Source organism: Microbacterium sp. (assembly GCF_003248605.1).
Lineage (GTDB): Bacteria > Actinomycetota > Actinomycetes > Actinomycetales > Microbacteriaceae > Microbacterium.
On record NZ_QFPF01000042.1, the window covers coordinates 1 to 19,951 of the forward strand.

The window sequence follows — 19,951 nt, forward strand, 5'->3', positions numbered from 1 at the left end:
CTTCCACTTCACGTGGAAGGACGACTCGAGCATCGGTGTCGGGCGCACCACGGTGTGGATTCATCCTCGATGCTCGGTGGTCTACAAGTTCTACGGCAGCCGCCGTCCCGAGATAAATCCCGCATGGATCACGGCGCTGATGTACGTGGCGAACTCCCCGCCAGGCCTCCACATCGTGCCGGAACCGGACAGTCGCGAACAGGTCGCGGAGCGACTCCCCGTCCTATTCAGCAGCCTCGCTTTCTAGCGTGTGCGAACGGACGATCGCGCCTGGCGGAAGGATCTACATGGGCAAGTTCATCTACGACTCCCTCGTCAGAGTCGACTTCGACGACCGGCTGCTGGCCCATCTGCAGCTCGTGATCGGGGCCAAGATGCGCCGCGGCGAGTCCTTCCACTTCACGTGGAAGGACGACTCGAGCATCGGTGTCGGGCGCACCACGGTGTGGATTCATCCTCGATGCTCGGTGGTCTACAAGTTCTACGGCAGGTCTACAAGTTCTACGGCAGTCGCAAGCCGAACATCAACCGGGCGTGGGTGGACGCCCTGGTCTATGCGGCGAACTCACCGACGGGCCTGTACGCGGTGCCGGAGCCGGCCGAGTACGAGGCGGGCGCCCACGGCCTCAGCATCCACGGGATTCCTCATGAAGCGCATTGACGTCCACTACGCCGGCCATCTCTACAGCATCGGCGGCCGCGAGTTCGACGACGTGCGGCGGGAGGTGTCCGAGGCCCAGGCGGGGGGCGCCTGGATGGTGGTCAATGACGGCGAGGGGTCCCGGCGAGATGCATATATCTGGCTCAGCGGCGGTACGCCGATCGCCTTGATTCCCATCCCTTCCGACGACTGATCGGCTAAGCGACGGCGACGTGCCCTGTCAACCCCCTTCGGGTGGCGCGGCGCAGCAGCGACAATCGAAGGGCACCCAGAGGACGCAGGCTTCCCGAAGTCCGCGACCTCGGTCGACCGCGTCGGTTCCGACGGCGGACGCGGTGCACATCAACCAGTCGAGGAGGTCTGGGGCGATGGCTGAGGCTGCACCCGCACGAATCGAGCTCACCCGGGTGGGTGAGGGATGCTGGCGCCTGTGTGATCCGGCGCTGCACGAAAGCGACCCGCGCCGACTGGTTGCGTTCGTCGAATGCGCAGAGGATCATGTCACCGTCCTATGGCTGCGCGACACGCATGCCGACACGCGTTTCGACACTCTCGAAGACGCGCTGGCCGTCGCCGATTCCCTGCTCGCGCCGCGCGCGCGACGGGCAGTGCGCGCGCAACGTCCGGTGCCCATTCCGCACTTCCCGCCGCGCGCGCGATGATGCCATCGCCCCATCGGCGCGTCAAGCCCCGCGGATGTATGAACCGCCGGACATACCGTAGGCGGAGAACGGCCGCAGGCGCTCCGGAGAGCAGACCCTGAGACGACGAGTCCGGGAGGCGGGGGGCGGTACCTCCCGGACTCGTCACCCTGCTGTCACCCCGCAGAACGAAGGTCCAGATGAGTACTTCCGTCCTCGCCGATATCGACCGCTTGCGCGCTCCGTTCGAGGCCCGAGGCCCGCTCAGCGCGTCGCTGCTTGAGACGCTCGCCGCATCGCCCGCCGACGGAGCGCCGCACCTCGCCGCACTCACCGAGGACGTGCTGACGGGCATCGCCGATCCCCTGCGCGACGACGACGTGCAGCTCACACTGTTCCTGCTCTACGCAGGTCACTACGGCTCCCTGTCCTTCATCGACCCGGCCTGGGAGTGGAGCACGGATCTGATCGCGGCACGGGCCGCGCTCGAGAGACGATTCGAGGACACGCTGCGTCGCGACATCCAGGTGCCGCACCTGCCCCCGGCAGACGCCGAGTCGGTGGCCGCTGCGCTCTTCGCGATGACGTCCCCGGTCCCGGGCCCCAGCCTGTCGCGGCATGTGGCGAAGAAGGCGACTGCGGATCAGCTCAGGGAGTTCCTGATCCATCGCAGCGTCTACACCCTGCGCGAAGCCGACCCCCACTCGTGGGCGATCCCGCGTCTGACCGGCGGTGCGAAGGCCGCTCTGGTGGAGATCCAGTCCGACGAGTACGGTGCGGGCGACCTCCCGCGGATGCATGCCGAGATCTTCGCCCGCACCCTGCGCGGCGCCGGTCTCGACGACGCCTACGGTCGGTACATCGATTCGGTTCCCGCGCTGACGCTCGCGTCCATGAACCTGATGTCGATGTTCGGCCTCAATCGGCGCCTTCTGGGTGCCGTCGTCGGCCACCTCGCCGCGTTCGAGATGACATCATCCCTGCCCAATCGACTGTACGGCGATGGCTTCCGCCGGCTGGGGTTCGGTCCGGATGTCACCCGGTACTTCGACGAGCACGTCGAAGCCGACGCCGTGCACGAGCAGATCGCGGGTCGTGATCTCGCCGGCGGGCTGGCCGAGGATCGCCCCGAGCTTCTGAGTGACATCTTCTTCGGCGCCGCGGCGTGCCTGGCCGTCGACGGATGGGTGGCCGACGGCATCCTGGCCGCGTGGCAGCGGGGCGCTTCGTCATTGCGCGCCCCCGCGCGCGGATGAACGGCGAGGCCCCGCCCTGGCCCGTCGAGTACGTCCTGCCGCTGCGGTGGGAGGACGATCGTGGCTCCGGCGAGATGTCGCGTTATCTCCGAGAGATCGCGGGCCTGGTCGAGGTGACCGTCGTCGACGGTTCGGATGACCCGCTCTTCACGGCGCATGAGAGCGCCTGGCCCTGGGTGCGTCACATCCGACCGGAATGGCCGGGACGCAACGGCAAGGCGCGGGGTGCGATGACCGGCCTGTCGAGGGCACGCCACGAGACGGTGATCATCGCCGATGACGATGTGCGGTACGACGTGGCAGCGCTGCAGGCGATCATCCAGCGGCTCGCGGTGTTCGACCTCGTGCGCCCGCAGAACTACTTCTCGCCGTTGCCGTGGCACGCGCGATGGGACAGCGGGCGCATCCTGCTCAATCGCGCCCTCGGCGGCGACTACTCGGGCACGGTGGCCCTGCGCCGCGGCGCCCTGCCGGATCGTGGATACGACACGGATGTGCTGTTCGAGAACTTCCAGCTTGAGCGCACCGTGCGCGCACACGGAGGGAACGTCGACGTGGCGCGAGACATCCTCGTGCGGCGGATTCCCCCCTCAACGGGGCGATTCTGGGACCAACGGGTGAGGCAGGCCTACGACGGCTTCGCGCAGCCCGTGCGCCTGATCCGGGAACTCGCGCTGCTTCCGCTCTGCGTCTTCGCGTTCGCTCGGCGTCGGTGGGGCGTGCTCGCCGGAGCCGCGTGCGCGATCATCGCGACCGCCGAGATCGGCCGCCGCCGCGGAGACGGGACCGCGCACTTCCCGATGAGCGGGGATCTCTGGGCACTCGTCTGGACGGCGGAACGGTCGATCACGATCTGGATCGCCCTGATCCAGCGGCTGCGGGGCGGCGTCCCGTACCGCGGCGAGCGCTTCATCAGGGCGGCATCGCCCACGCCCCGGCAAGGGAGAAGACGACCATGACAGAGCCCGGCGAGAGGCCGGCCCGAATCCGGGCCTACCCGGATGGGCCGCTCATCGTGCGCGGACGCGTCGAGATCATCGACGAGAACGGTCGCAGCGTGGCGCAACCACGGCGCACGGTGGCGCTCTGCCGATGCGGCGCGTCGCTCATCAAGCCGTGGTGCGACGGCAGCCACAAGCTGACGGGATTTCGTACATCCGCCACTCCCGAGCCTTGACGCTCTGCCGGTGAAGGCTCCGGCGTCGGCGGTAGCACAAGGCGCCGCTATGCGCCTCCCCCTGGAGCCCGTCACGCCGGAGTGCGACGGTGGGCGTATGCAGAGTGAACATATCCTCCGGACCGCGGCGGTATCCCTTCGGCATCGCGCGGGGCGAGTGGGCGCGCTGGTCCGGGATGACTCACTCGCCGTCCTCACCCGCGGGTATGGATTCGGCGCCCACATCTGGCAACGCGCACGGTCCGGGGCGCGTGCCGCGCCGATGAGACTGCTGGGGGATGAAGCCGTCCTCGTCCGCGGGCGCGAGGGCGTTCGCCTCTTCTACGACGAGTCCAGGATCGCCCGGCACGGCGCGATGCCGGCGCTTGTCCAGGAGACCCTGTTCGGCCACGGCTCGGTGCACAGCCTCGACGGGGCAGACCACCGCCGCCGCAAGTCGGCCTTCCTCGGTGTGGCCTACGAGGATGCCCAGGTCACGCGCCTTTCGCCCCTTCTGGAGGCCGAGTGGCGCATCGAGCGCGCCGATTGGCTCGCCGGCGGCGATCGCTCCGCATACGACGCCGCGGTCGGCGCGATCGGCCGGGCCGTCATGCTGTGGGCGGGGCTGCCGGGCACCCGTGCCGCACAGACGCGCTGGTCAGCGCGGCTGGCGCAGATCGTCGACGGATTCGGAGTGCCCTACTCGCCCCAATTCGCCCTCGCCGCGGTGAATCGCTGGTGGTCTGACCGACATGCCCAGCGCCTCATCGAGGCAGTGCGAGCGGGGCAGCTGTCGCCGCCGAACGAGACCGCCCTGCACACCTGGGCATGGCACCGCGACTTGAGCGGTGACCTGCTCCCCGCCCGTACCGCGGGGATCGAGCTGCAGAACACCATCCGGCCCACGATCGCGGTTGCGCGATTCGTCGCCTTCGCCGCGAAGGAGCTCCACGATCAGCCCGACTGGCGCGATCGGATCGCCGCCCAAACGGCGCAGCGCGGAACCCTCGCGGGCGGTGCTCTCGCGACGGCTTTCGCACAGGAGGTGCGGCGAACCGCACCGTTCGTGCCGATGCTGCCGGGAAAGGCGATCGTCGATGTCACCCTCGACGGTCAGGGGGTTCCCGCCGGCGGCCGGGTCGTGCTCGATATCCTCGGCACCAACACCGACACGGAGTCCTGGGAGGATCCCGACCGGTTCGCGCCGGAGCGGTTCGAGGGAGCTGACGACTACGAAGGCATCGAGGCCTTCGTGCCCCACGGGGGTGGGGACCCGGCGCACGGGCACCGCTGCCCCGGCGAGAAGCTCGCGATCGCCGCCCTCGCGACGGCCATCGCGACGTTGAGCGATCCGGGGTTGAGCATCAACGGCGAAGGGCTGAGGGTGAACAGGCGCCGGCTGCCGACCAAGCCCGCGTCCGGCGGCCGGGTGCGCGCGGTGGGCACCGGGTCGCGCTGTCCTTTCCCCCACGGGTGACGGCCCCCTCTCTCCTGTCAACCCCTGTGCGCGCACGCCCCCGCCCCCGCAGGATCGGACGAGGAGTGAACGGATGCCGGCGCCCGGCGCCCCGCATCCACCGACGATCTCGAGACGAAGGACGTGGAACGCATGAAGGCACTCACCTGGCAGGGCAAGCGCACGCTCACCGTGGAGGAGGTGCCGGACCCCGTCATCGAGCACCCGACGGACGCGATTGTGCGGATCACATCGACGGCCATCTGCGGCTCGGACCTGCACCTGTACGAACTGCTCGCGCCGTTCCTCGACGCGGGAGACATCCTGGGCCACGAGCCGATGGGCGTGGTCGTCGAGGTCGGCTCGGATGTGACGCAGCTGGCCGTCGGCGACCGCGTCGTCGTGCCCTTCAACATCTCGTGCGGCCATTGCTTCATGTGCCGCCGGGGGCTGCAGTCGCAGTGCGAGACCACGCAGGTGCGCGAATACGGCAGCGGCGCCGCCCTGTTCGGCTACACCAAGCTGTACGGACAGGTTCCCGGTGGGCAGGCGGAGTACCTCCGCGTGCCCCTCGCCGACTACAACCACATCCGCGTCGGTGCCGAGTTGCCCGATGACCGCTACCTGTTCCTCAGCGACATCCTGCCCACCGCCTGGCAGGGGGTGCAGTACGCGGACGTGCCCGAGGGGGGCACGTTGGCGGTCATGGGGCTCGGCCCGGTCGGCCAGTTCGTCTCCCGGGTGGGAGTGCATCGCGGCTACCGGGTGCTCGGGGTCGACCCCGAGCCCGAGCGGCGTGCGATGGCCGAGCGCCACGGTGTGCTGACCTACGACCTCACCGACACCGTCGTGGACGAGCTGGTCGATCTGACTGAGGGGCGCGGCGCCGACTCCGTCGTCGACGCCGTAGGGCTCGAGGCGCACGGCAACCCTGGCATCAAATTCGCCCAGGACGCGATCGGGATGCTGCCGGACGCCATCGCCGAGAAGCTCATGGACCGCGCGGGCATTGATCGCCTCGCCGCGCTGCACGCCTCGATCGACGTGGTGCGCCGTGGCGGCACGGTGTCACTGAGCGGGGTGTACGCGGGAGACGCCGACATCCTGCCGATGAAGACGATGTTCGACAAGCAGATCAGCATGCGGATGGGCCAGTGCAACGTGAAGCGGTGGATCGATGACCTCGTCCCGCTCGTCGAGGACCCCGCCGACCCGCTGGGCGTCACGGATCTGACGACCCACCGCGTGCCGCTGCACCGGGCGCCCGAGCTCTACGAGACGTTCCAGAAGAAGCAGGACGGCTGCATCAAGGTCGTGCTCGAGCCCTGACGGGAGCCCGCGCGGCGCCCATCCGCACCGCCACCCGACCGCCGCCGCGGCGCCGGGGCCGTACGATATCCGAGGCGGTCCCGGCGCCGCTCCCGTCCGGGCGGCCGGGCGGCCCGGGATGTGGAGGTGGCGCGGATGCTGCGCACGATGCTGAAATCGAAGATCCACCGCGCGACGATCACCGGCAGCGATCTGAACTACGTCGGGTCGATCACGATCGATGCGGACCTGCTGGACGCGGCCGACATCCGCGCGAACGAGCAGGTGCACGTGCTCGACGTCGACAATGGGGCGCGTTTCGAGACCTATGCGCTGATCGGCGAGCGCGGCAGCGGCGTGGTCCAAGTCAATGGAGCAGCCGCGCGCCTCGTGCACAGCGGCGACACCGTGATCGTCATCACCTACGGGCAGTACTCCCGCGACGAGCTGGTGGACTACGAGCCCGTCGTCGTCCATGTCGACAGGACCAACACCATCATCGAGGTCGACGACGACGTCGCCACTCTGCGCACCGGCGCCTAGCGGCGACCCGCAAACCCGTAACCCCGGACCCCACTGCCCCATCGCCCACGACGCCAGGAGCCCCATGGATCGCGCCCTCTTCTCCCCGTTCACCCTGCGGGGGATGACGACCCGCAATCGCATCTGGGTGCCGCCGATGTGCCAGTACTCGTCCGAGAGCCGGGACGGGATGCCCGCCGCCTGGCACCTCGTGCACCTGGGATCGCTCGCCAAGGGCGGGGTCGGCGCCATCATCCTCGAGGCGACCGCGGTCGTGCCGGAGGGACGCATCAGCCCCGAGGACCTGGGGCTGTGGAACGACGCGCAGCGCGACGCGCTCGCGCCGATCGTGTCCTTCCTGCACGATCAGGGCGCGGCGGCGGGGATCCAGCTCGCCCACGCGGGTCGCAAGGCGTCCACCTATCGCGCATGGGGCGAGACCCGGCGCGGCTCGGTGCCGCTCGCGGAGGGCGGGTGGCCGACGGTCGCGCCGAGCGCTGTGGCCTTCGAGGGGCTCGAGACTCCGCGCGAACTCGACGTCGACGGCATCCAGGCGGTCGTGGCGGCCTTCGCGGCGGCCGCGCGGCGAGCCGTGGACGCGGGTTTCGACATGGTCGAGATCCACGCCGCGCACGGGTACCTGCTGCACGAGTTCCTCTCGCCGCTGAGCAACCGCCGCACCGACGCCTACGGCGGCTCGCTCGAGAACCGGGCGCGGATCGTCCTCGAGGCCGTCGAGGCCGTTCGCGCCGAGATCGGCCCGGACGTGGCGCTGCTCGTGCGCTTCTCGGCGACCGACTGGACGCCCGGCGGGTGGACGCCCCAGGAGACCGAGCAGGTCGTGCGATGGGCGGCCGAGCGCGGCGCCGACATGATCGATGTCTCGACGGGCGGCAACGTCGCCACGGCGACGATCCCCGCGGGGCCCGGGTACCAGGTGCCGTTCGCCGCGGCGATCCGGGCGGCGACAGGCATGCCCACGGCCGCTGTCGGCATGATCGATCAGGCGTATCAGGCCGAGCAGGTGCTCATCACCGGGCAGGCCGACGTCGTGCTCGTCGGACGCGAGATGATGCGCGACCCGCACTTCGCGCTGCGCGCCGCACGCCAGCTGGGCGTCGAACTCGATTACGGCCCGGGTCCCTACGCCCGCGCCTTCGCCTGAGCCGGCGCGGTCGCGGTGCGGATCAGCGCCGCCGCGGGCGGTCCTCGCGCCCCGCCGAGCCGCTGAAGCGGTCGGGTCTGAGCTCGATGAGCTTGCCGCTGATGCGGGTGCCTTCGAGGCGCTGCAGCGTCTCTCGGGAGAGGTCGGCGGGCAGCTCGACGAGCGAGAACTCGGGCCGGATCTGGATCGCCCCGAAGTCCTCCCGCCGCAGCCCGCCCTCGTTGGCCAGCGCGCCGACGATCTGCCGGGGCTCGACCTTGTGCCGGCGCCCGACGGCGATGCGGTAGGTGGTCAGGGAGCCGCCGCCTCCCCGGGCACGTCGCTCGCCGCGCTCGCGGCGCTCGCCGCGTTCGTGCCGATCGCGCTCGTAGCGGGGCTCGGGTGCCGCGTCGGGTTCGAGCAGCAGGGGGGTCTCACCCTGCGCGACCACCGCGAGGGCGGCCGCGACATCGGCCTCGGGAACGTCGTGGTGCTCGACGTAGTGCGCGACGATGTCGCGGAAGACGCCGATCTGGGCGGGGTCGGCGAGCGCCGCAGTGATCGCATCGTCGAAACGCGTGAGGCGTGTGGCGTTGACGTCGTCGACGCTCGGCAGCTTCATCTCGGTCAGGGGCTGGCGGGTGGCCTTCTCGATCGCGGTCAGCATGCGACGCTCACGCGGGGTCACGAAGCTGATCGCCGCGCCCGTGCGCCCGGCGCGCCCGGTGCGGCCCACACGGTGCACATAGGACTCGGTGTCGATCGGTAGATCGAAGTTGACGACGTGGCTGATGCGGTCGACGTCGAGCCCGCGGGCCGCGACATCGGTGGCGACCAGGATGTCGAGCTTGCCGCTCTTGAGCTGATTGACGGTGCGCTCGCGCTGGGCCTGCGCGACATCGCCGCTGATCGCCGCGGCCGTGTAGCCGCGGGCGCGCAGTTTCTCGGCGAGGGTCTCGGTCTCGTTCTTCGTGCGCGTGAACACGATCATCCCCTCGAAGTTCTCCACCTCGAGGATGCGGGTGAGCGCGTCGACCTTCTGCGGATACGAGACCACGAGGTAGCGCTGGGTGATGTTGGCCGAGGTCGTCGTCTTCGTCTTGACGGTGATCTCTTCGGGTTCGTTGAGGTACTGCGCCGAGATGCGCCGGATCTGCGCCGGCATCGTCGCGGAGAAGAGCGCGACCTGCTTGTCGGCGGGTGTGTCGGCGAGGATCGTCTCGACATCCTCGGCGAAGCCCATCTTCAGCATCTCGTCGGCCTCGTCGAGCACGAGGAAGCGCAGCTCCGACAGGTCGAGGGTGCCCTTGTCGAGGTGGTCCATGATGCGGCCCGGCGTGCCCACGACGATGTGCACCCCTCGTCGCAGCGCCGAGAGCTGCTGACCGTAGCCCTGCCCGCCGTAGACCGGCAGCACGTGCACTCCGCGCAGGTGCGCCGCGTACTTCTCGAACGCCTCGCAGACCTGGAGCGCGAGCTCGCGGGTCGGCGCGAGCACCAGCGCCTGAGGCGTCTTCTGCGCAAGATCGAGCTGAGAGAGGATCGGGAGCGCGAAGGCGGCGGTCTTGCCGGTGCCGGTCTGCGCGAGGCCCACGACGTCACGGCCCGACAGCAGCGGCGGGATCGTGGCGGCCTGGATGGCGGATGGGGTCTCATAGCCCACATCCTTCAGCGCGCGGAGCACGGCGTCGTCGAGTCCGAGCTCGGTGAAGGTGGGTTCTACGCGGGCAGGCTCTGCCTCGACGGGAACGTTCTCGGTGGAGGGGCCCATGCTGCGACGGTAGTCCCCCGGACGGTGCCGCCGCGACTTGTACAGTGGGCACATCATGGATCGGCCGTTCAACATCGTCGTGGGTGTCACGGGCGGCATCGCCGCGTACAAGGCGGTGCTCCTCGTCCGCGAGCTCGTGCTCGCCGGTCACGAAGTGCGCGTGATCGCGACCGAGTCCGCGCTGCGGTTCGTCGGCGCGCCCACCTGGGAGGCGATCAGCCGCCACCCGTTGAACACCTCGATCTTCGACGATGTCGCCGCCGTCCGCCATGTCGCGCTCGGACAGCAGGCGGATGTCGTCGTCATCGCGCCCGCAACGGCGAACACGATCGCGAAGCTCGCGACCGGCCTCGCCGACGATCTGCTCGGTACGACGGTGCTCGCCAGCCGCGCGCCGCTCGTCATCGCTCCCGCGATGCACACCGAGATGTGGCAGCATCCCGCCACTGTCGCCAACATCCGCACCCTCGCCGGGCGGGGAGTCACGATCGTCGGTCCCGGCTCCGGCCGCCTCACCGGCGCGGACGTGGGCCCGGGACGCATGAGCGAACCGGACGAGATCGCCGCCGCAGCTCTCGCCGCCGCAGCTCTCACCGCCGCCTCGGCCCGCGAGACCCCGCCCGCGGCCGACCTCGACGGGCAGCGCGTGCTCGTGACCGCGGGCGGCACCCGCGAGCCGATCGATCCCGTCCGCTTTCTCGGCAACCGCTCGAGCGGCAAGCAGGGTGCGGCGTTCGCGCTGGCCGCACGCGCCCGCGGCGCCGACGTGACGGTGCTCGCGGCCAACATGGATGCCGCACCCGTCGCGGCCCTCGACGCCGCCGGCATCGCGCGGATCGACATCGAGACGGCGGCCGAACTCGCCGCCGAGGTCGCCCGGCTCGCGCCCGTCGCCTCCGTGGTCGTGATGACCGCCGCCGTCGCCGACTTCGCGCCGGCCGAGCCCGCGACGCGCAAGCTCAAGAAGCTCGCCCTCGGCGAGCGCACCGAACTGGTGCTCACGCGCACCCCCGACATCCTGGGCGATCTTCTCGCGCACCCCGTGCCGGGACGCACGGTCGTCGGCTTCGCGGCCGAGACCGCGGCCGACCGCGACGAGCTGTTGGCGCTCGCGCGGGAGAAGATCGCGCGCAAGCCCGCCGACCTGCTGGTCGCCAACGCCGTCGGTGGCGGGCGCGGCTTCGGCACCGAAGACAACTCCGCGCTGGTGCTGGATTCCTCGGGCGCGGTCGTGGCCGAGGTCTCGGGCAGCAAGCGCGCCGTCGCCGATGCGGTGCTCGATCTGGTCGTGCGGCGACCCGCGTGAGCCGACCTGCCCCCTCGACCTCTCGAGAGATCACCCGCGCCGAATGGGCGCGCCTCGCCGCCGACATGGAGCAGCCGCTCACCGCCGACGAGGTGGCGCACATCCGCGGCCTCGCCGATCGGCTCGACCTGCGCGAGGTGCGCGAGGTGTACCTGCCGCTGAGCCGGTTGCTCAGCCACTACGCCGCGTCGGCGAAGTCGCTGGGCGCCGCGACCAGTCGCTTCCTGCACGAGGCCGACACCACGACGCCCTTCGTGATCGGCATCGCGGGCTCGGTCGCGGTGGGCAAATCCACGATCGCGCGCCTGCTGCGCGAGCTCGTGGGGCGCTGGCCCGACACGCCTCGCGTGCAGCTGGTGACCACCGACGGATTCCTGCTGCCCAACGCCGAGCTGCTGCGCCGCGGCCTGATGCGGCGCAAGGGCTTTCCCGAGTCCTACGACCGGCGCGCCCTGGTCGAGTTCGTGCGGGCGGTCAAGAGCGGCGCCGACGAGGTGCGTGCGCCCGTGTACTCGCACCGCAGCTACGACATCGTGCCGGGGGAGCAGGTCATCGTGCGCCGACCGGACGTGCTGATCGTCGAGGGACTGAACGTGCTGCAGCCGCCGCCGCGCCCCAACGACGTCTCGGTGTCGGAGTTCTTCGACTTCTCGATCTATGTCGACGCCGACTCCGACGACATCTCCCGGTGGTACACCGAGCGGTTCCTGGCGCTTCGCGATGCCGCCTTCCGGGACCCCGCGTCGTACTTCAACACATACGCCGATCTGACCGATGCCGAGGCCTCCGAGACGGCAGCCGGGTTCTGGAACGGCGTCAACCTGCCGAACCTGCTCGAGAACGTGCTGCCCACACGGCACCGCGCCGATCTCGTGTTGCAGAAGGCGGCCGATCACACCGTCGAGGGCGTTCTGCTCCGCAAGCTCTGAGGTGCGGATATTCTGGACGCGGTCCAGGATGACGCCGAACGCGTGGTCGCGTTCGACCGGCCGGGCCGCGAAACCATGAACTCCACCCCGCAGCACCCCACGCGCACGGTCGCGGTCGTCGGCGCCGGACGCCTCGGCCGGGCGATCGCCCGAGCCTTCGCGACCGCCGGCATCGATGTCACCGGTCCGCTGGGACGCGGCGAGATCGCCACCGCCGACATCGTGCTGCTGTGCGTGCCCGACGCACAGATCGCACCCGCCGCCGCGGCGGCCCGTGCCCGAGGGGGCTCCCGCGCCCTCATCGGGCACACCTCGGGTGCGACCCCGCTCGAGGGGCTCGACGTCGATTTCGGTCTGCATCCCCTGCAGAGCTTCACGGGGGACGAGGGCGCCGATGCCTTCGCGGGCATCGGCTGTGCCATCGCGGGGCGCACTGCCGATGCCCGCGAGGCGGCGCTCGCGCTCGCCACGAGCCTCGGCGCGCACGCCTTCGACATCGCCGACGAGCAGCGCGCGGCCTATCACGCCGCCGCCTCGATCGCATCGAACTACGTCGTCACGCTGCTCGATGCGGCCGAGCAGCTCGGGGCCGCCGCCGGACTGAGCGCGCAGGATCTTCGCGCACGGCTTGCGCCGCTCGTGCGCTCCACGATCGAGAATTGGCAGCGGCAGGGGCCCGAGACCGCGCTCACCGGCCCGGTTGCGCGCGGCGACGAGATGACGGTCGGCCGTCAGCGCGACGCGGTCGCCTCCGGCGCCCCCGATCTGCTGCCCGTGTTCGATGTGCTGCGCACCGCGACCCGTGCGCTCGCCGCGAGAGGACGGGACGCCCGATGAGGATCATGCGCAGTGTGGCCGAGGTGCGGGGCGCGGTGCGCGACGCTCGGGCGGCGGGGCGGCGAGTGGGTCTCGTGCCCACGATGGGGGCACTGCACGAGGGGCACCTCTCGTTGATCCGACGCGCGCGCGCGGACACCGACCTCGTCATCGTCTCGCTGTTCGTCAACCCCACGCAGTTCAACGCGCAGGACGACCTCGCCGCCTACCCCCGCGACGAGGCGCGCGATGCCGCGCTCGCGGAGGGGGAGGGTGCCGACATCCTCTTCGCCCCGCCCGTCGACGAGGTCTATCCCGACGGTTTCGCCACGACGATCCACATCGCGGGACTCACCGAGGTGCTCTGCGGTGCCTACCGCGGCCCCGCGCACTTCGACGGTGTCGCAACCGTCGTGACGAAGCTGTTCCAGATGACGGCACCCGATGTCGCGTTCTTCGGCCAGAAGGACGCGCAGCAGGTGCTCGTGGTGCGCCGGCTCGTGCGCGACCTCGACATCCCCGTCCGCATCGAGGCGTGCCCCACCGTGCGCGAACCCGACGGGCTGGCGATGAGCTCTCGCAATGCGTACCTCGACGCCGACGCCCGACAGCAGGCCGGCGCCATCAACCGCGCCCTCGAAGCCGCGGATCGCGCCCTCGCGAGCGGTGAGACCGATGCGGCGGCCCTGCTCGCGATCGCGCGGGAAGTGCTCGCCGACGCGGGTATCGAACCGGAATACCTCGAGCTGCGGCATCCCGAAGACCTTCGCCCGCTGGAGGCGGTCGAAGGCGACGCGCTGCTCGCCGTCGCCGCCCCCGTCGGCCGCGCCCGTCTGATCGACAACAGGATGCTGTCGCATCCGGCGAAGGAGCACGCATGAGCGCCCGTCCCACCCCCGCAGAAGACGGTGCCGCGCCGGCGCCCGTGACCTTCGCCGAGATCGCCCGGCGCAAGGCGGCGGGCGAGCCGATCGTCATGGTGACCGCTTACGATTACCCGAGCGCTCAGGTCGCGGAGGCCGCGGGGGTCGATGTCGTGCTGGTCGGAGATTCGGGGGCCATGACGGTGCTCGGATACGACAGCACCGTGCCCGTGACGGTCGACGAGATGCTGGTGCTGACCAAGGCCGTGCGCCGCGGGATGACCGTGCCCCTCCTCGTGGCCGACCTGCCCTTCGGCTCGTACGAGGTCTCGGACGAGCAGGCGATCCGCACGGCGCTGCGCTTCGTCAAGGAGGCGGGCGCCGATGCGGTCAAGATCGAGCGCGGCGGCACGTCGGTGGATCGGGCGCGGGCGCTCGTGGCCGCCGGCATCCCCGTGATGGGACACGTCGGGCTGACGCCCCAGACTGCGGCGACCCTCGGCGGGTATCGCTCGCAGGGCCGCACGGCCGACGAGGCCGCGCGGGTGTGCCACGAGGCGATCGAGCTGCAGGACGCCGGATGCTTCGCCCTGGTCTTCGAAGCCATCCCGAGCGCCGCGACCGCGGCCATGCGCCCCTCCCTGCGCGTGCCGGTGATCGGCATCGGCGCGGGCCCCGACGTCGACGGTCAGGTGCTCGTGTTCCACGACCTGCTCGGCATCTACGACGGGCCCGCCGCCCGCTTCGTCAAGCGGTACGCGCACCTGCGCGGCGAGATGATCGATGCCGTGGCGGCCTACGCCGGTGAGGTGCGGGAGCGGCAATACCCCGCGGCCGAGCACGGGTACGGCATGCCCGACGCCGAGGCCGAGCGGCTGCGCGTGCTGCTGGCGGACTCCGGTCGCTGAGGGCCCTTCGACAGGCTCAGGGCGCGACAGGCTCAGGGCGCGGCGTCACGCGCAGCCACGCGATGCCGTGGGCGGGCAGCATCCATCCGCCCGCGAGATCCACCGAACCGCCCTCGATGAGATCCTCGGCGCCCGCGCGAAACCCCGACAGGGTCTCTGCCGACACGTGTGCGGCGTCGTCGCCGACGTTGACGAGTGCGAGCACGCGGGTCGTGATCCCGTCCCCCGTCCGCTGGTAGCCGAGCACCCGCGGATGCCCGGCGTCGAACCCGATCAGTCTGTTGCCCGCGAACTCGGGAGTTGCGCGGCGCACCTCGAGAAGCCGCATCATGCGTGCGAAGACGCGGCCGGCCGGCGTGGCGGCATCCATGCGCTGCGCGTAGCGCTCGGCGGGTCGGTGCGGCCGGTGCACCCAGCGGCTGTCGCCGGCCCGGTCGGGGTCGTCGGCGTAGCTGCGGTCGTTGAGCTGAGCGACCTCGTCGCCGAGATACAGCAGTGGGATGCCGCCTGTCGACAGCGCGATGGCGTGCGCGAGCACGACGCGGTCCTCGCCGCCGGGGTCGCCGGCCTCGATTCCGGCGAGGGATGCCGTCGTGCCCGTCACGCGGGCATCGCCGGTCTTGGGATTCTCCTGAAAGGGCACACCGCGGGCGAAAGAGCCCGGGAAGCGGCCGACGTAGAAGTCGTTGAGGAACCGGCGGTGCGGGTAGCCGTGGATGCCGAACTCGGCGGCGTCCTCGTCCGCGAAGGTCCAGCCGATGTCGTCGTGACTGCGCACGTAGTTGACCCACGCCGTGCCGGGCGGCAGGTCGTGCCGGCGCTCGAGAGCCTGGCGCAGCATCCGCGGGTCGCGTGTCGCGAGCGCCTCCCACGTCAGTGCCATCTGCAGTGGGTTGTACGAGAGCCGGCATTCGTTCGGCGAGATGTATTCGATGACCTCGTCGGGGTGCACGATCGCCTCGGACTTGAACAGCAGGCTCGGCGCGGCCATCGCGAGCACCGCGTTGAACGCCTGCAGCAGCAGGTGCGCCTCGGGCAGCGACTCGCACGGGGTGCCGAGGCGCTTCCAGATGAAGGCGACGGCATCCATGCGCAGGACCTCGACGCCCTGGTTGGCGAGGAAGAGCATCTCGCCCGCCATCGCCCGGAACACCGCGGGGTTGGGGTAGTTGAGGTCCCACTGGAAGTGGTAGAACGTCGCCCAGATCCACCGCCCCTCGTTGCCGGCGCCGGGCATCGGCACGAACGCACCGGGGTGGTCATCGGGAAAGATCTCGCGCACGGTCCGCTCGTAGGCGTCGGGCATCTCGCGGTCGGGAAAGATCAGATAGAAGTCCTCGTATTCGGGCTCGCGCGCGATCGCCTTTTGTGCCCACTCGTGTTCGTTGCTGGTGTGGTTGAAGATGAAGTCGACCACGAGCGAAATGCCGGCCAGTCGCAAGTCGGCGGCGAGGCTCGCGAGCTGTTCCATGGTGCCCAGGGCGGGATTCACCTTCCGGTAGCTCGAGACCGCGTATCCGCCGTCGCTGTTGCCCTCGGGGCTCTCGAACAGGGGCATGAGGTGCAGATAGGTCAGCCCGAGTTCTTCGAAGTAGGGGATCTGCGCGCGAATGCCCTCGAGGTCGCCGCCATAGCGGTCGACGTAGGCGACGGCCCCCAGCATCCGTTCGCTCTCGAACCAGGTGGGCTCTTGCTCGCGCTGTGCGTCGCGGGCTCTGAGTTCGAGAGGGCGGGCGTTCCAGGATGCCGCGGCCTCTCCGATCACGGCCGCCAGCTGCTCGAGTCCGTCGGGGCGTTCGCCGTACAGCCGACGGAAGAGTGCGTGCAGGCGCGGCGCGTGCGCGCCGAAGCGGGAGAGGAAGGCGTCGTCGAGCCGTCCGGCATGGGATTCGGCGAGCGAGAGGATCGGGCCGCGCTGGATGTCGAACTCGTCGTCGAGCCGTGTCATCGCCCCACTCTAGGGTTCGCGAGCGGCGAACGAAACAGCTGGCACTCTCGGGTCGAGAGTGCTAATCTGATCGCAGTTGAGTCGAGTGGACTCAACTCTAGACATTCAGAACAGAAGGAGAGAATCATGGCCACCTATGACCCGTTCCGTGACCTCGACCGCCTCGCGACGAGCCTGTTCGACACCCGCCGCGGTCCGCGGCGCATGCCGATGGACCTCTACCGTGACGGCGACCACTACGTGCTGACGGCCGACCTGCCGGGCATCGACCCGGGTTCGGTCGACATCGACGTCGACGGTCAGCTGCTCACGATCCGTGCCGAGCGCACGCTCGCCGCGGGCGAGGGTGTCAAGTGGATCACGCGCGAGCGCGAGGCTGCGAGCTTCCTGCGTCAGCTCAACCTCGGTCAGGGCATCGACACCGAGAACATCTCGGCGACCTACAGCAACGGCGTGCTCAGCGTGACGATCCCCGTCAGCGAAAAGGCCAAGCCGCGCAAGGTCGAGGTCAAGACCGACGCCGAGACCCCGGTGCTGACGGCGCACGAGAGTCACGCCGGAGCCGGAGCCGGAGCCGGTGCCGGTGCGGCCGACGCTCCGCGCCCCGTCGAGCAGTAATCCGGTCGTGGGCGCGCCCCGCGGGCCCGCACCCGGTCGTGGGCGCCCCGCGGGCCGCGCCCACGACCGAACCCACATATTTGCAGCGAGCCACCACGCGACGAGTGGTGGCTCGCTGCAAATGTGTGGGTTCGGCGATGCGGGGGCCAGGACGCAGCGGAGACCCGGCCCGGGCGGGTCAGTGGCCCGCGGGTCAGTCGCGCGGGCCGCGCAGCTTGGCCGTCAGGTCGCGCAGGGTGCGCAGCTCGTCGTCGTCGAGTCGCGACATCCGCTCGCTGATCGTGCGCGCGTGCTGCGTCGCGATCCGGCGAAACGCCGCCGCGCCCTCTTCGGTCGCGCGCACGAGGGCGCCGCGCCCGTCGTCGGGGTCGGGGCACTTCGTGACGAGGCCACGGGTGACCATGCGATCGACGAGGCGCGAGACCGAGGGCTGGCTGACCAGCATCAGCGACGTGACATCGCGCAGCCGGGCGGTCATCTCGGGTGCCCGGGTGACGGTGAGAAGCACGTCGTATTCGGCCTGCTCGAGTCCCGTGCCGCGGAAGTCGGTGCTGATCTCGGAGAACACCTCGTGCTGCGCGCGGAAGAGACTCTCCCACGCGTCGACGGCGAGGTGACGGTTGGCCATGGGCAAGAGAATACGCCCTCGCCGGTTCCCCGGCGGGTCGGTTCGCGGCGTCCGTAGGCTGGCGTCATGCGCACGATGATCAGGATGCTGGCGGTAACGATCGCCCTCGCGTTCGGTGGGGTGGGGGTCGGTGCGCTCGCACCCCCGCAACCCGTTCACGCGGCGACAGCCCTCGCCGCGGTCGGCGATGTCGACGACTTCGTGTTCGACAGCCTCGACGTCGACTACACGCTCACCCGAGCGGATGACGGCACCTCGCGCATGCGGGTGGTCGAGACGTTCGTGGCCGTGTTTCCCGAGACCGACCAGAACCGGGGGATGAGGCGCAGCATCCCGGATTCGTACCTCGGCAGCCCGCTCTTTCCGGCGCTCGTGTCGGTGACGGATGAGACGGGAGCGCCGCGGGCGGCCGAGACGGACAGCGAAGACGGGCGGTTGGTGATCACGTCGCGCGCCGACGACTTCGTGCACGGCGCGCAGACCTACGTGTTCACCTACGACCTGGAAAACGTGACGCGGGCGTTCGCCGACACCGATTCGGACGAGCTGTACTGGAACGTCAACGGCCTGGAATGGGCGCAGCGCTTCGGTTCGGTTCGGTGAGCGTGACGCTCACGATGGATGCCGAGCTCGGTGACGCGCTCACCGGAGCCCAGGCCTGCTACGTCGGCGCGGCGGGCGCGACCGATCGCTGCGAGATCTCCGCTGCAGCGGATACCGACGAGCGAGCCGGCGCGCGGATCGAGGCGTCGACGGGGGACCTCGCGCCGTACGAGACGATGACGATCGCGGTCGGGTTCGCGCCGGGAACGTTCATGCCCTTCGATTCGTCGCCGCTCGCGTCGCCGTTCGGCTGGCTGCAGGGAATCTCACTGCTGGGCGGCATCGCGGCGCTGGTCGCGGCCATCGTCGTGCGCGCGCGACGACTGCGCGATGACCCCGGCCGGCCGACGATCATCGCCGAGTACACCCCGCCCCGCGAGCTGGACGCGCTGGAGTCGGCGGTGCTTCTGGGCAAGACGGCCAAGGGGATTCCGGCCGAAGTGCTCGAGCAGGCGATCGCGGGCTCGCTGCGCGTGGTCGAGGGGCCGCGGAAGTGGGGCAGTACGACCTATGAGCTGCACCTCGTCGACCGCTCGCGCGGCGATGAGAACGGGCGGGAGCTGCTGGATGGCATGTTCCACGGCGGCGCGACGACCTACACCCTCGGCAAGAGCGACAGCAGGCTCTCGCGCACGGCGCAGAGGATCCTCGCGGACGCCGACAAGGCGCTGAAGCGGAAGGGGATGCGTCGCGTCGTGCCCGCGCGCGTGCGCGTGTGGCCGATCCTTACGGCGGTGCTCGCGGCCGTGGGTGCCACAGTCTTCGGAATCGCGGCGCTCGGGGCCGGGGTGTTCGCGGCGGTTCCGATCGTTCTGCTGATCGTGGGGGCGCTGCTGGTGTTCGTCGTCGCGGGGCTGCTCTCGCGCAGGCCGCTGACGGCGCACGGCGCCGAGGTGCGTGATCATCTGAAGGGGCTCGAGCTCTTCATCGACTGGGCGGAGGCGGATCGCATCCGCATGCTGCAGTCGCCGCAGGGTGCCGAGCGGCAGCCTGTCTCGGCCGATGATTCGCGGCGGATGCTGGAGCTCTACGAGCGGCTGCTGCCGTACGCGGTGGTGTTCGGGCAGGAGAAGAAGTGGGCGTCGGAGCTGGCGGTGCGCTACGGGGACAGTGCGCCGGGCTGGTACTACGGCAACGCGCCGTTCCACGCCGCGGCGTTCTCGGCGAGCGTGTCGTCGCTGACCTCCAGTGCGTCGACGGCGACCGCCTCGTCGTCGGGCGGGTCGAGCGGGGGCGGTTCTGCCGGTGGTGGGGGTGGCGGCGGCGGGGGTGGCGGTGTGTGACGCGACGCCGCGATCACGGCGTGCGGGCGCACAGAAAGGGCCGGTCGGAGAGGCTTCCGACCGGCCCTTGTCCCTGCACCAAGAGTGTCCTGCAATCACATGTCGGTAGCTGCCACAGCAAAACAACTACCGTG

Annotated in this window: 20 protein-coding genes and 2 pseudogenes; 19 read left to right on the forward strand and 3 right to left on the reverse strand. The window is 70.3% G+C overall.

Features of this window, described 5'->3' with window-relative positions:
- The 11 genes and pseudogenes from DI573_RS07495 to DI573_RS07545 all read left to right on the forward strand — a co-directional run.
- A pseudogene (locus DI573_RS07495) lies at nucleotides 1–247 on the forward strand (ATP-dependent DNA ligase); the annotation flags it as partial.
- Nucleotides 248–287: 40 nt separating this feature from the next.
- Nucleotides 288–661: pseudogene (locus DI573_RS07500) on the forward strand (ATP-dependent DNA ligase).
- Nucleotides 648–854, forward strand: a complete 207-nt coding sequence (locus DI573_RS07505) for a hypothetical protein (protein WP_292812375.1) — start codon at nucleotides 648–650, stop codon at nucleotides 852–854. The pseudogene DI573_RS07500 and the gene DI573_RS07505 overlap by 14 nt, the downstream one beginning before the upstream one ends.
- A gap of 214 nt (nucleotides 855–1,068) precedes the next feature.
- The gene (locus DI573_RS07510) at nucleotides 1,069–1,323 is read left to right on the forward strand and encodes a hypothetical protein (protein ID WP_292812378.1); all 255 of its coding nucleotides are present in this window, start codon (nucleotides 1,069–1,071) and stop codon (nucleotides 1,321–1,323) included.
- A gap of 179 nt (nucleotides 1,324–1,502) precedes the next feature.
- Entirely contained in the window at nucleotides 1,503–2,558 is a 1,056-nt protein-coding gene (locus DI573_RS07515; protein WP_292812380.1) for an iron-containing redox enzyme family protein, read from the forward strand.
- Nucleotides 2,513–3,517 carry a glycosyltransferase gene (locus DI573_RS07520; protein ID WP_292812382.1) on the forward strand — a complete coding sequence of 335 codons (1,005 nt, stop codon included), beginning with the start codon at nucleotides 2,513–2,515 and terminating at the stop codon, nucleotides 3,515–3,517. The genes DI573_RS07515 and DI573_RS07520 overlap by 46 nt, the downstream gene beginning before the upstream one ends.
- Nucleotides 3,514–3,735, forward strand: coding sequence for a CDGSH iron-sulfur domain-containing protein (locus tag DI573_RS07525; RefSeq protein WP_292812385.1), 222 nt, complete (start codon nucleotides 3,514–3,516; stop codon nucleotides 3,733–3,735). The genes DI573_RS07520 and DI573_RS07525 overlap by 4 nt, the downstream gene beginning before the upstream one ends.
- A 262-nt stretch (nucleotides 3,736–3,997) precedes the next feature.
- Nucleotides 3,998–5,191: a cytochrome P450 gene (locus tag DI573_RS07530; RefSeq protein ID WP_292812387.1), complete on the forward strand. Its 1,194-nt coding sequence runs from the start codon at nucleotides 3,998–4,000 to the stop codon at nucleotides 5,189–5,191.
- Nucleotides 5,192–5,323: 132 nt separating this feature from the next.
- Entirely contained in the window at nucleotides 5,324–6,499 is a 1,176-nt protein-coding gene (locus DI573_RS07535; RefSeq protein ID WP_292812390.1) for a zinc-dependent alcohol dehydrogenase, read from the forward strand.
- Nucleotides 6,500–6,634: 135 nt separating this feature from the next.
- On the forward strand, nucleotides 6,635–7,021 hold the full coding sequence (panD, locus tag DI573_RS07540; RefSeq protein ID WP_292812392.1) for an aspartate 1-decarboxylase: 387 nt from the start codon (nucleotides 6,635–6,637) through the stop codon (nucleotides 7,019–7,021).
- Between the two features lie 64 nt (nucleotides 7,022–7,085).
- Entirely contained in the window at nucleotides 7,086–8,165 is a 1,080-nt protein-coding gene (locus DI573_RS07545; protein WP_292812394.1) for an NADH:flavin oxidoreductase/NADH oxidase, read from the forward strand.
- Between the two features lie 22 nt (nucleotides 8,166–8,187).
- Here the strand turns inward: DI573_RS07545 and DI573_RS07550 are convergent, their stop codons facing one another.
- On the reverse strand, nucleotides 8,188–9,915 hold the full coding sequence (locus DI573_RS07550) for a DEAD/DEAH box helicase (RefSeq protein WP_292812421.1): 1,728 nt from the start codon (nucleotides 9,913–9,915) through the stop codon (nucleotides 8,188–8,190).
- A gap of 55 nt (nucleotides 9,916–9,970) precedes the next feature.
- Between DI573_RS07550 and coaBC the strand changes: the two genes are divergently transcribed.
- From coaBC to panB, 5 genes are all read left to right on the forward strand, one after another.
- The gene (coaBC, locus tag DI573_RS07555) at nucleotides 9,971–11,221 is read left to right on the forward strand and encodes a bifunctional phosphopantothenoylcysteine decarboxylase/phosphopantothenate--cysteine ligase CoaBC (RefSeq protein WP_292812422.1); all 1,251 of its coding nucleotides are present in this window, start codon (nucleotides 9,971–9,973) and stop codon (nucleotides 11,219–11,221) included.
- On the forward strand, nucleotides 11,218–12,150 hold the full coding sequence (coaA, locus tag DI573_RS07560) for a type I pantothenate kinase (protein ID WP_292812424.1): 933 nt from the start codon (nucleotides 11,218–11,220) through the stop codon (nucleotides 12,148–12,150). The genes coaBC and coaA overlap by 4 nt, the downstream gene beginning before the upstream one ends.
- Nucleotides 12,151–12,225: 75 nt before the next feature.
- Entirely contained in the window at nucleotides 12,226–12,987 is a 762-nt protein-coding gene (locus DI573_RS07565; RefSeq protein WP_292812425.1) for a DUF2520 domain-containing protein, read from the forward strand.
- Nucleotides 12,984–13,847 carry a pantoate--beta-alanine ligase gene (gene panC / locus DI573_RS07570; protein ID WP_292812426.1) on the forward strand — a complete coding sequence of 288 codons (864 nt, stop codon included), beginning with the start codon at nucleotides 12,984–12,986 and terminating at the stop codon, nucleotides 13,845–13,847. The genes DI573_RS07565 and panC overlap by 4 nt, the downstream gene beginning before the upstream one ends.
- On the forward strand, nucleotides 13,844–14,737 hold the full coding sequence (gene panB, locus DI573_RS07575) for a 3-methyl-2-oxobutanoate hydroxymethyltransferase (RefSeq protein WP_292812427.1): 894 nt from the start codon (nucleotides 13,844–13,846) through the stop codon (nucleotides 14,735–14,737). Before panC ends, panB begins: the two co-directional genes overlap by 4 nt.
- A 16-nt stretch (nucleotides 14,738–14,753) precedes the next feature.
- Here panB and DI573_RS07580 read toward each other — a convergent pair whose 3' ends face one another.
- Nucleotides 14,754–16,685, reverse strand: coding sequence for an alpha-amylase family protein (locus DI573_RS07580; RefSeq protein ID WP_292812428.1), 1,932 nt, complete (start codon nucleotides 16,683–16,685; stop codon nucleotides 14,754–14,756).
- A gap of 126 nt (nucleotides 16,686–16,811) precedes the next feature.
- On the opposite strand from DI573_RS07580, the gene DI573_RS07585 reads away from it, so the two are divergent.
- Nucleotides 16,812–17,303 carry an Hsp20/alpha crystallin family protein gene (locus DI573_RS07585; protein WP_292812430.1) on the forward strand — a complete coding sequence of 164 codons (492 nt, stop codon included), beginning with the start codon at nucleotides 16,812–16,814 and terminating at the stop codon, nucleotides 17,301–17,303.
- 193 nt (nucleotides 17,304–17,496) lie between these two features.
- On the opposite strand, the gene DI573_RS07590 is transcribed toward DI573_RS07585, so the two are convergent.
- A complete protein-coding gene (locus tag DI573_RS07590) occupies nucleotides 17,497–17,931 on the reverse strand; it encodes a MarR family transcriptional regulator (protein WP_292812431.1) in 435 nt (144 codons plus the stop codon).
- 66 nt (nucleotides 17,932–17,997) lie between these two features.
- Here DI573_RS07590 and DI573_RS07595 point away from each other — a divergent pair, with 66 nt between their 5' ends.
- Nucleotides 17,998–18,534, forward strand: coding sequence for a DUF2207 domain-containing protein (locus DI573_RS07595; RefSeq protein WP_292812432.1), 537 nt, complete (start codon nucleotides 17,998–18,000; stop codon nucleotides 18,532–18,534).
- Entirely contained in the window at nucleotides 18,531–19,817 is a 1,287-nt protein-coding gene (locus DI573_RS07600; RefSeq protein WP_292812433.1) for a DUF2207 domain-containing protein, read from the forward strand. The genes DI573_RS07595 and DI573_RS07600 overlap by 4 nt, the downstream gene beginning before the upstream one ends.
- Nucleotides 19,818–19,951: the final 134 nt, after the last annotated feature.

Bases quoted from the DNA above. Each gene is read 5' to 3' on its own strand.
- DI573_RS07505 (WP_292812375.1), top strand. From the start codon at position 648: ATGAAGCGCATTGACGTCCACTACGCCGGCCATCTCTACAGCATCGGC.
- DI573_RS07515 (WP_292812380.1), top strand. From the start codon at position 1,503: ATGAGTACTTCCGTCCTCGCCGATATCGACCGCTTGCGCGCTCCGTTC.
- DI573_RS07525 (WP_292812385.1), top strand. From the start codon at position 3,514: ATGACAGAGCCCGGCGAGAGGCCGGCCCGAATCCGGGCCTACCCGGAT.
- DI573_RS07530 (WP_292812387.1), top strand. From the start codon at position 3,998: ATGAGACTGCTGGGGGATGAAGCCGTCCTCGTCCGCGGGCGCGAGGGC.
- DI573_RS07535 (WP_292812390.1), top strand. From the start codon at position 5,324: ATGAAGGCACTCACCTGGCAGGGCAAGCGCACGCTCACCGTGGAGGAG.
- panD (WP_292812392.1), top strand. From the start codon at position 6,635: ATGCTGCGCACGATGCTGAAATCGAAGATCCACCGCGCGACGATCACC.
- DI573_RS07545 (WP_292812394.1), top strand. From the start codon at position 7,086: ATGGATCGCGCCCTCTTCTCCCCGTTCACCCTGCGGGGGATGACGACC.
- DI573_RS07550 (WP_292812421.1), bottom strand. From the start codon at position 9,915: ATGGGCCCCTCCACCGAGAACGTTCCCGTCGAGGCAGAGCCTGCCCGC.
- coaBC (WP_292812422.1), top strand. From the start codon at position 9,971: ATGGATCGGCCGTTCAACATCGTCGTGGGTGTCACGGGCGGCATCGCC.
- DI573_RS07565 (WP_292812425.1), top strand. From the start codon at position 12,226: ATGAACTCCACCCCGCAGCACCCCACGCGCACGGTCGCGGTCGTCGGC.
- panC (WP_292812426.1), top strand. From the start codon at position 12,984: ATGAGGATCATGCGCAGTGTGGCCGAGGTGCGGGGCGCGGTGCGCGAC.
- panB (WP_292812427.1), top strand. From the start codon at position 13,844: ATGAGCGCCCGTCCCACCCCCGCAGAAGACGGTGCCGCGCCGGCGCCC.
- DI573_RS07580 (WP_292812428.1), bottom strand. From the start codon at position 16,685: ATGACACGGCTCGACGACGAGTTCGACATCCAGCGCGGCCCGATCCTC.
- DI573_RS07585 (WP_292812430.1), top strand. From the start codon at position 16,812: ATGGCCACCTATGACCCGTTCCGTGACCTCGACCGCCTCGCGACGAGC.
- DI573_RS07590 (WP_292812431.1), bottom strand. From the start codon at position 17,931: ATGGCCAACCGTCACCTCGCCGTCGACGCGTGGGAGAGTCTCTTCCGC.
- DI573_RS07595 (WP_292812432.1), top strand. From the start codon at position 17,998: ATGCGCACGATGATCAGGATGCTGGCGGTAACGATCGCCCTCGCGTTC.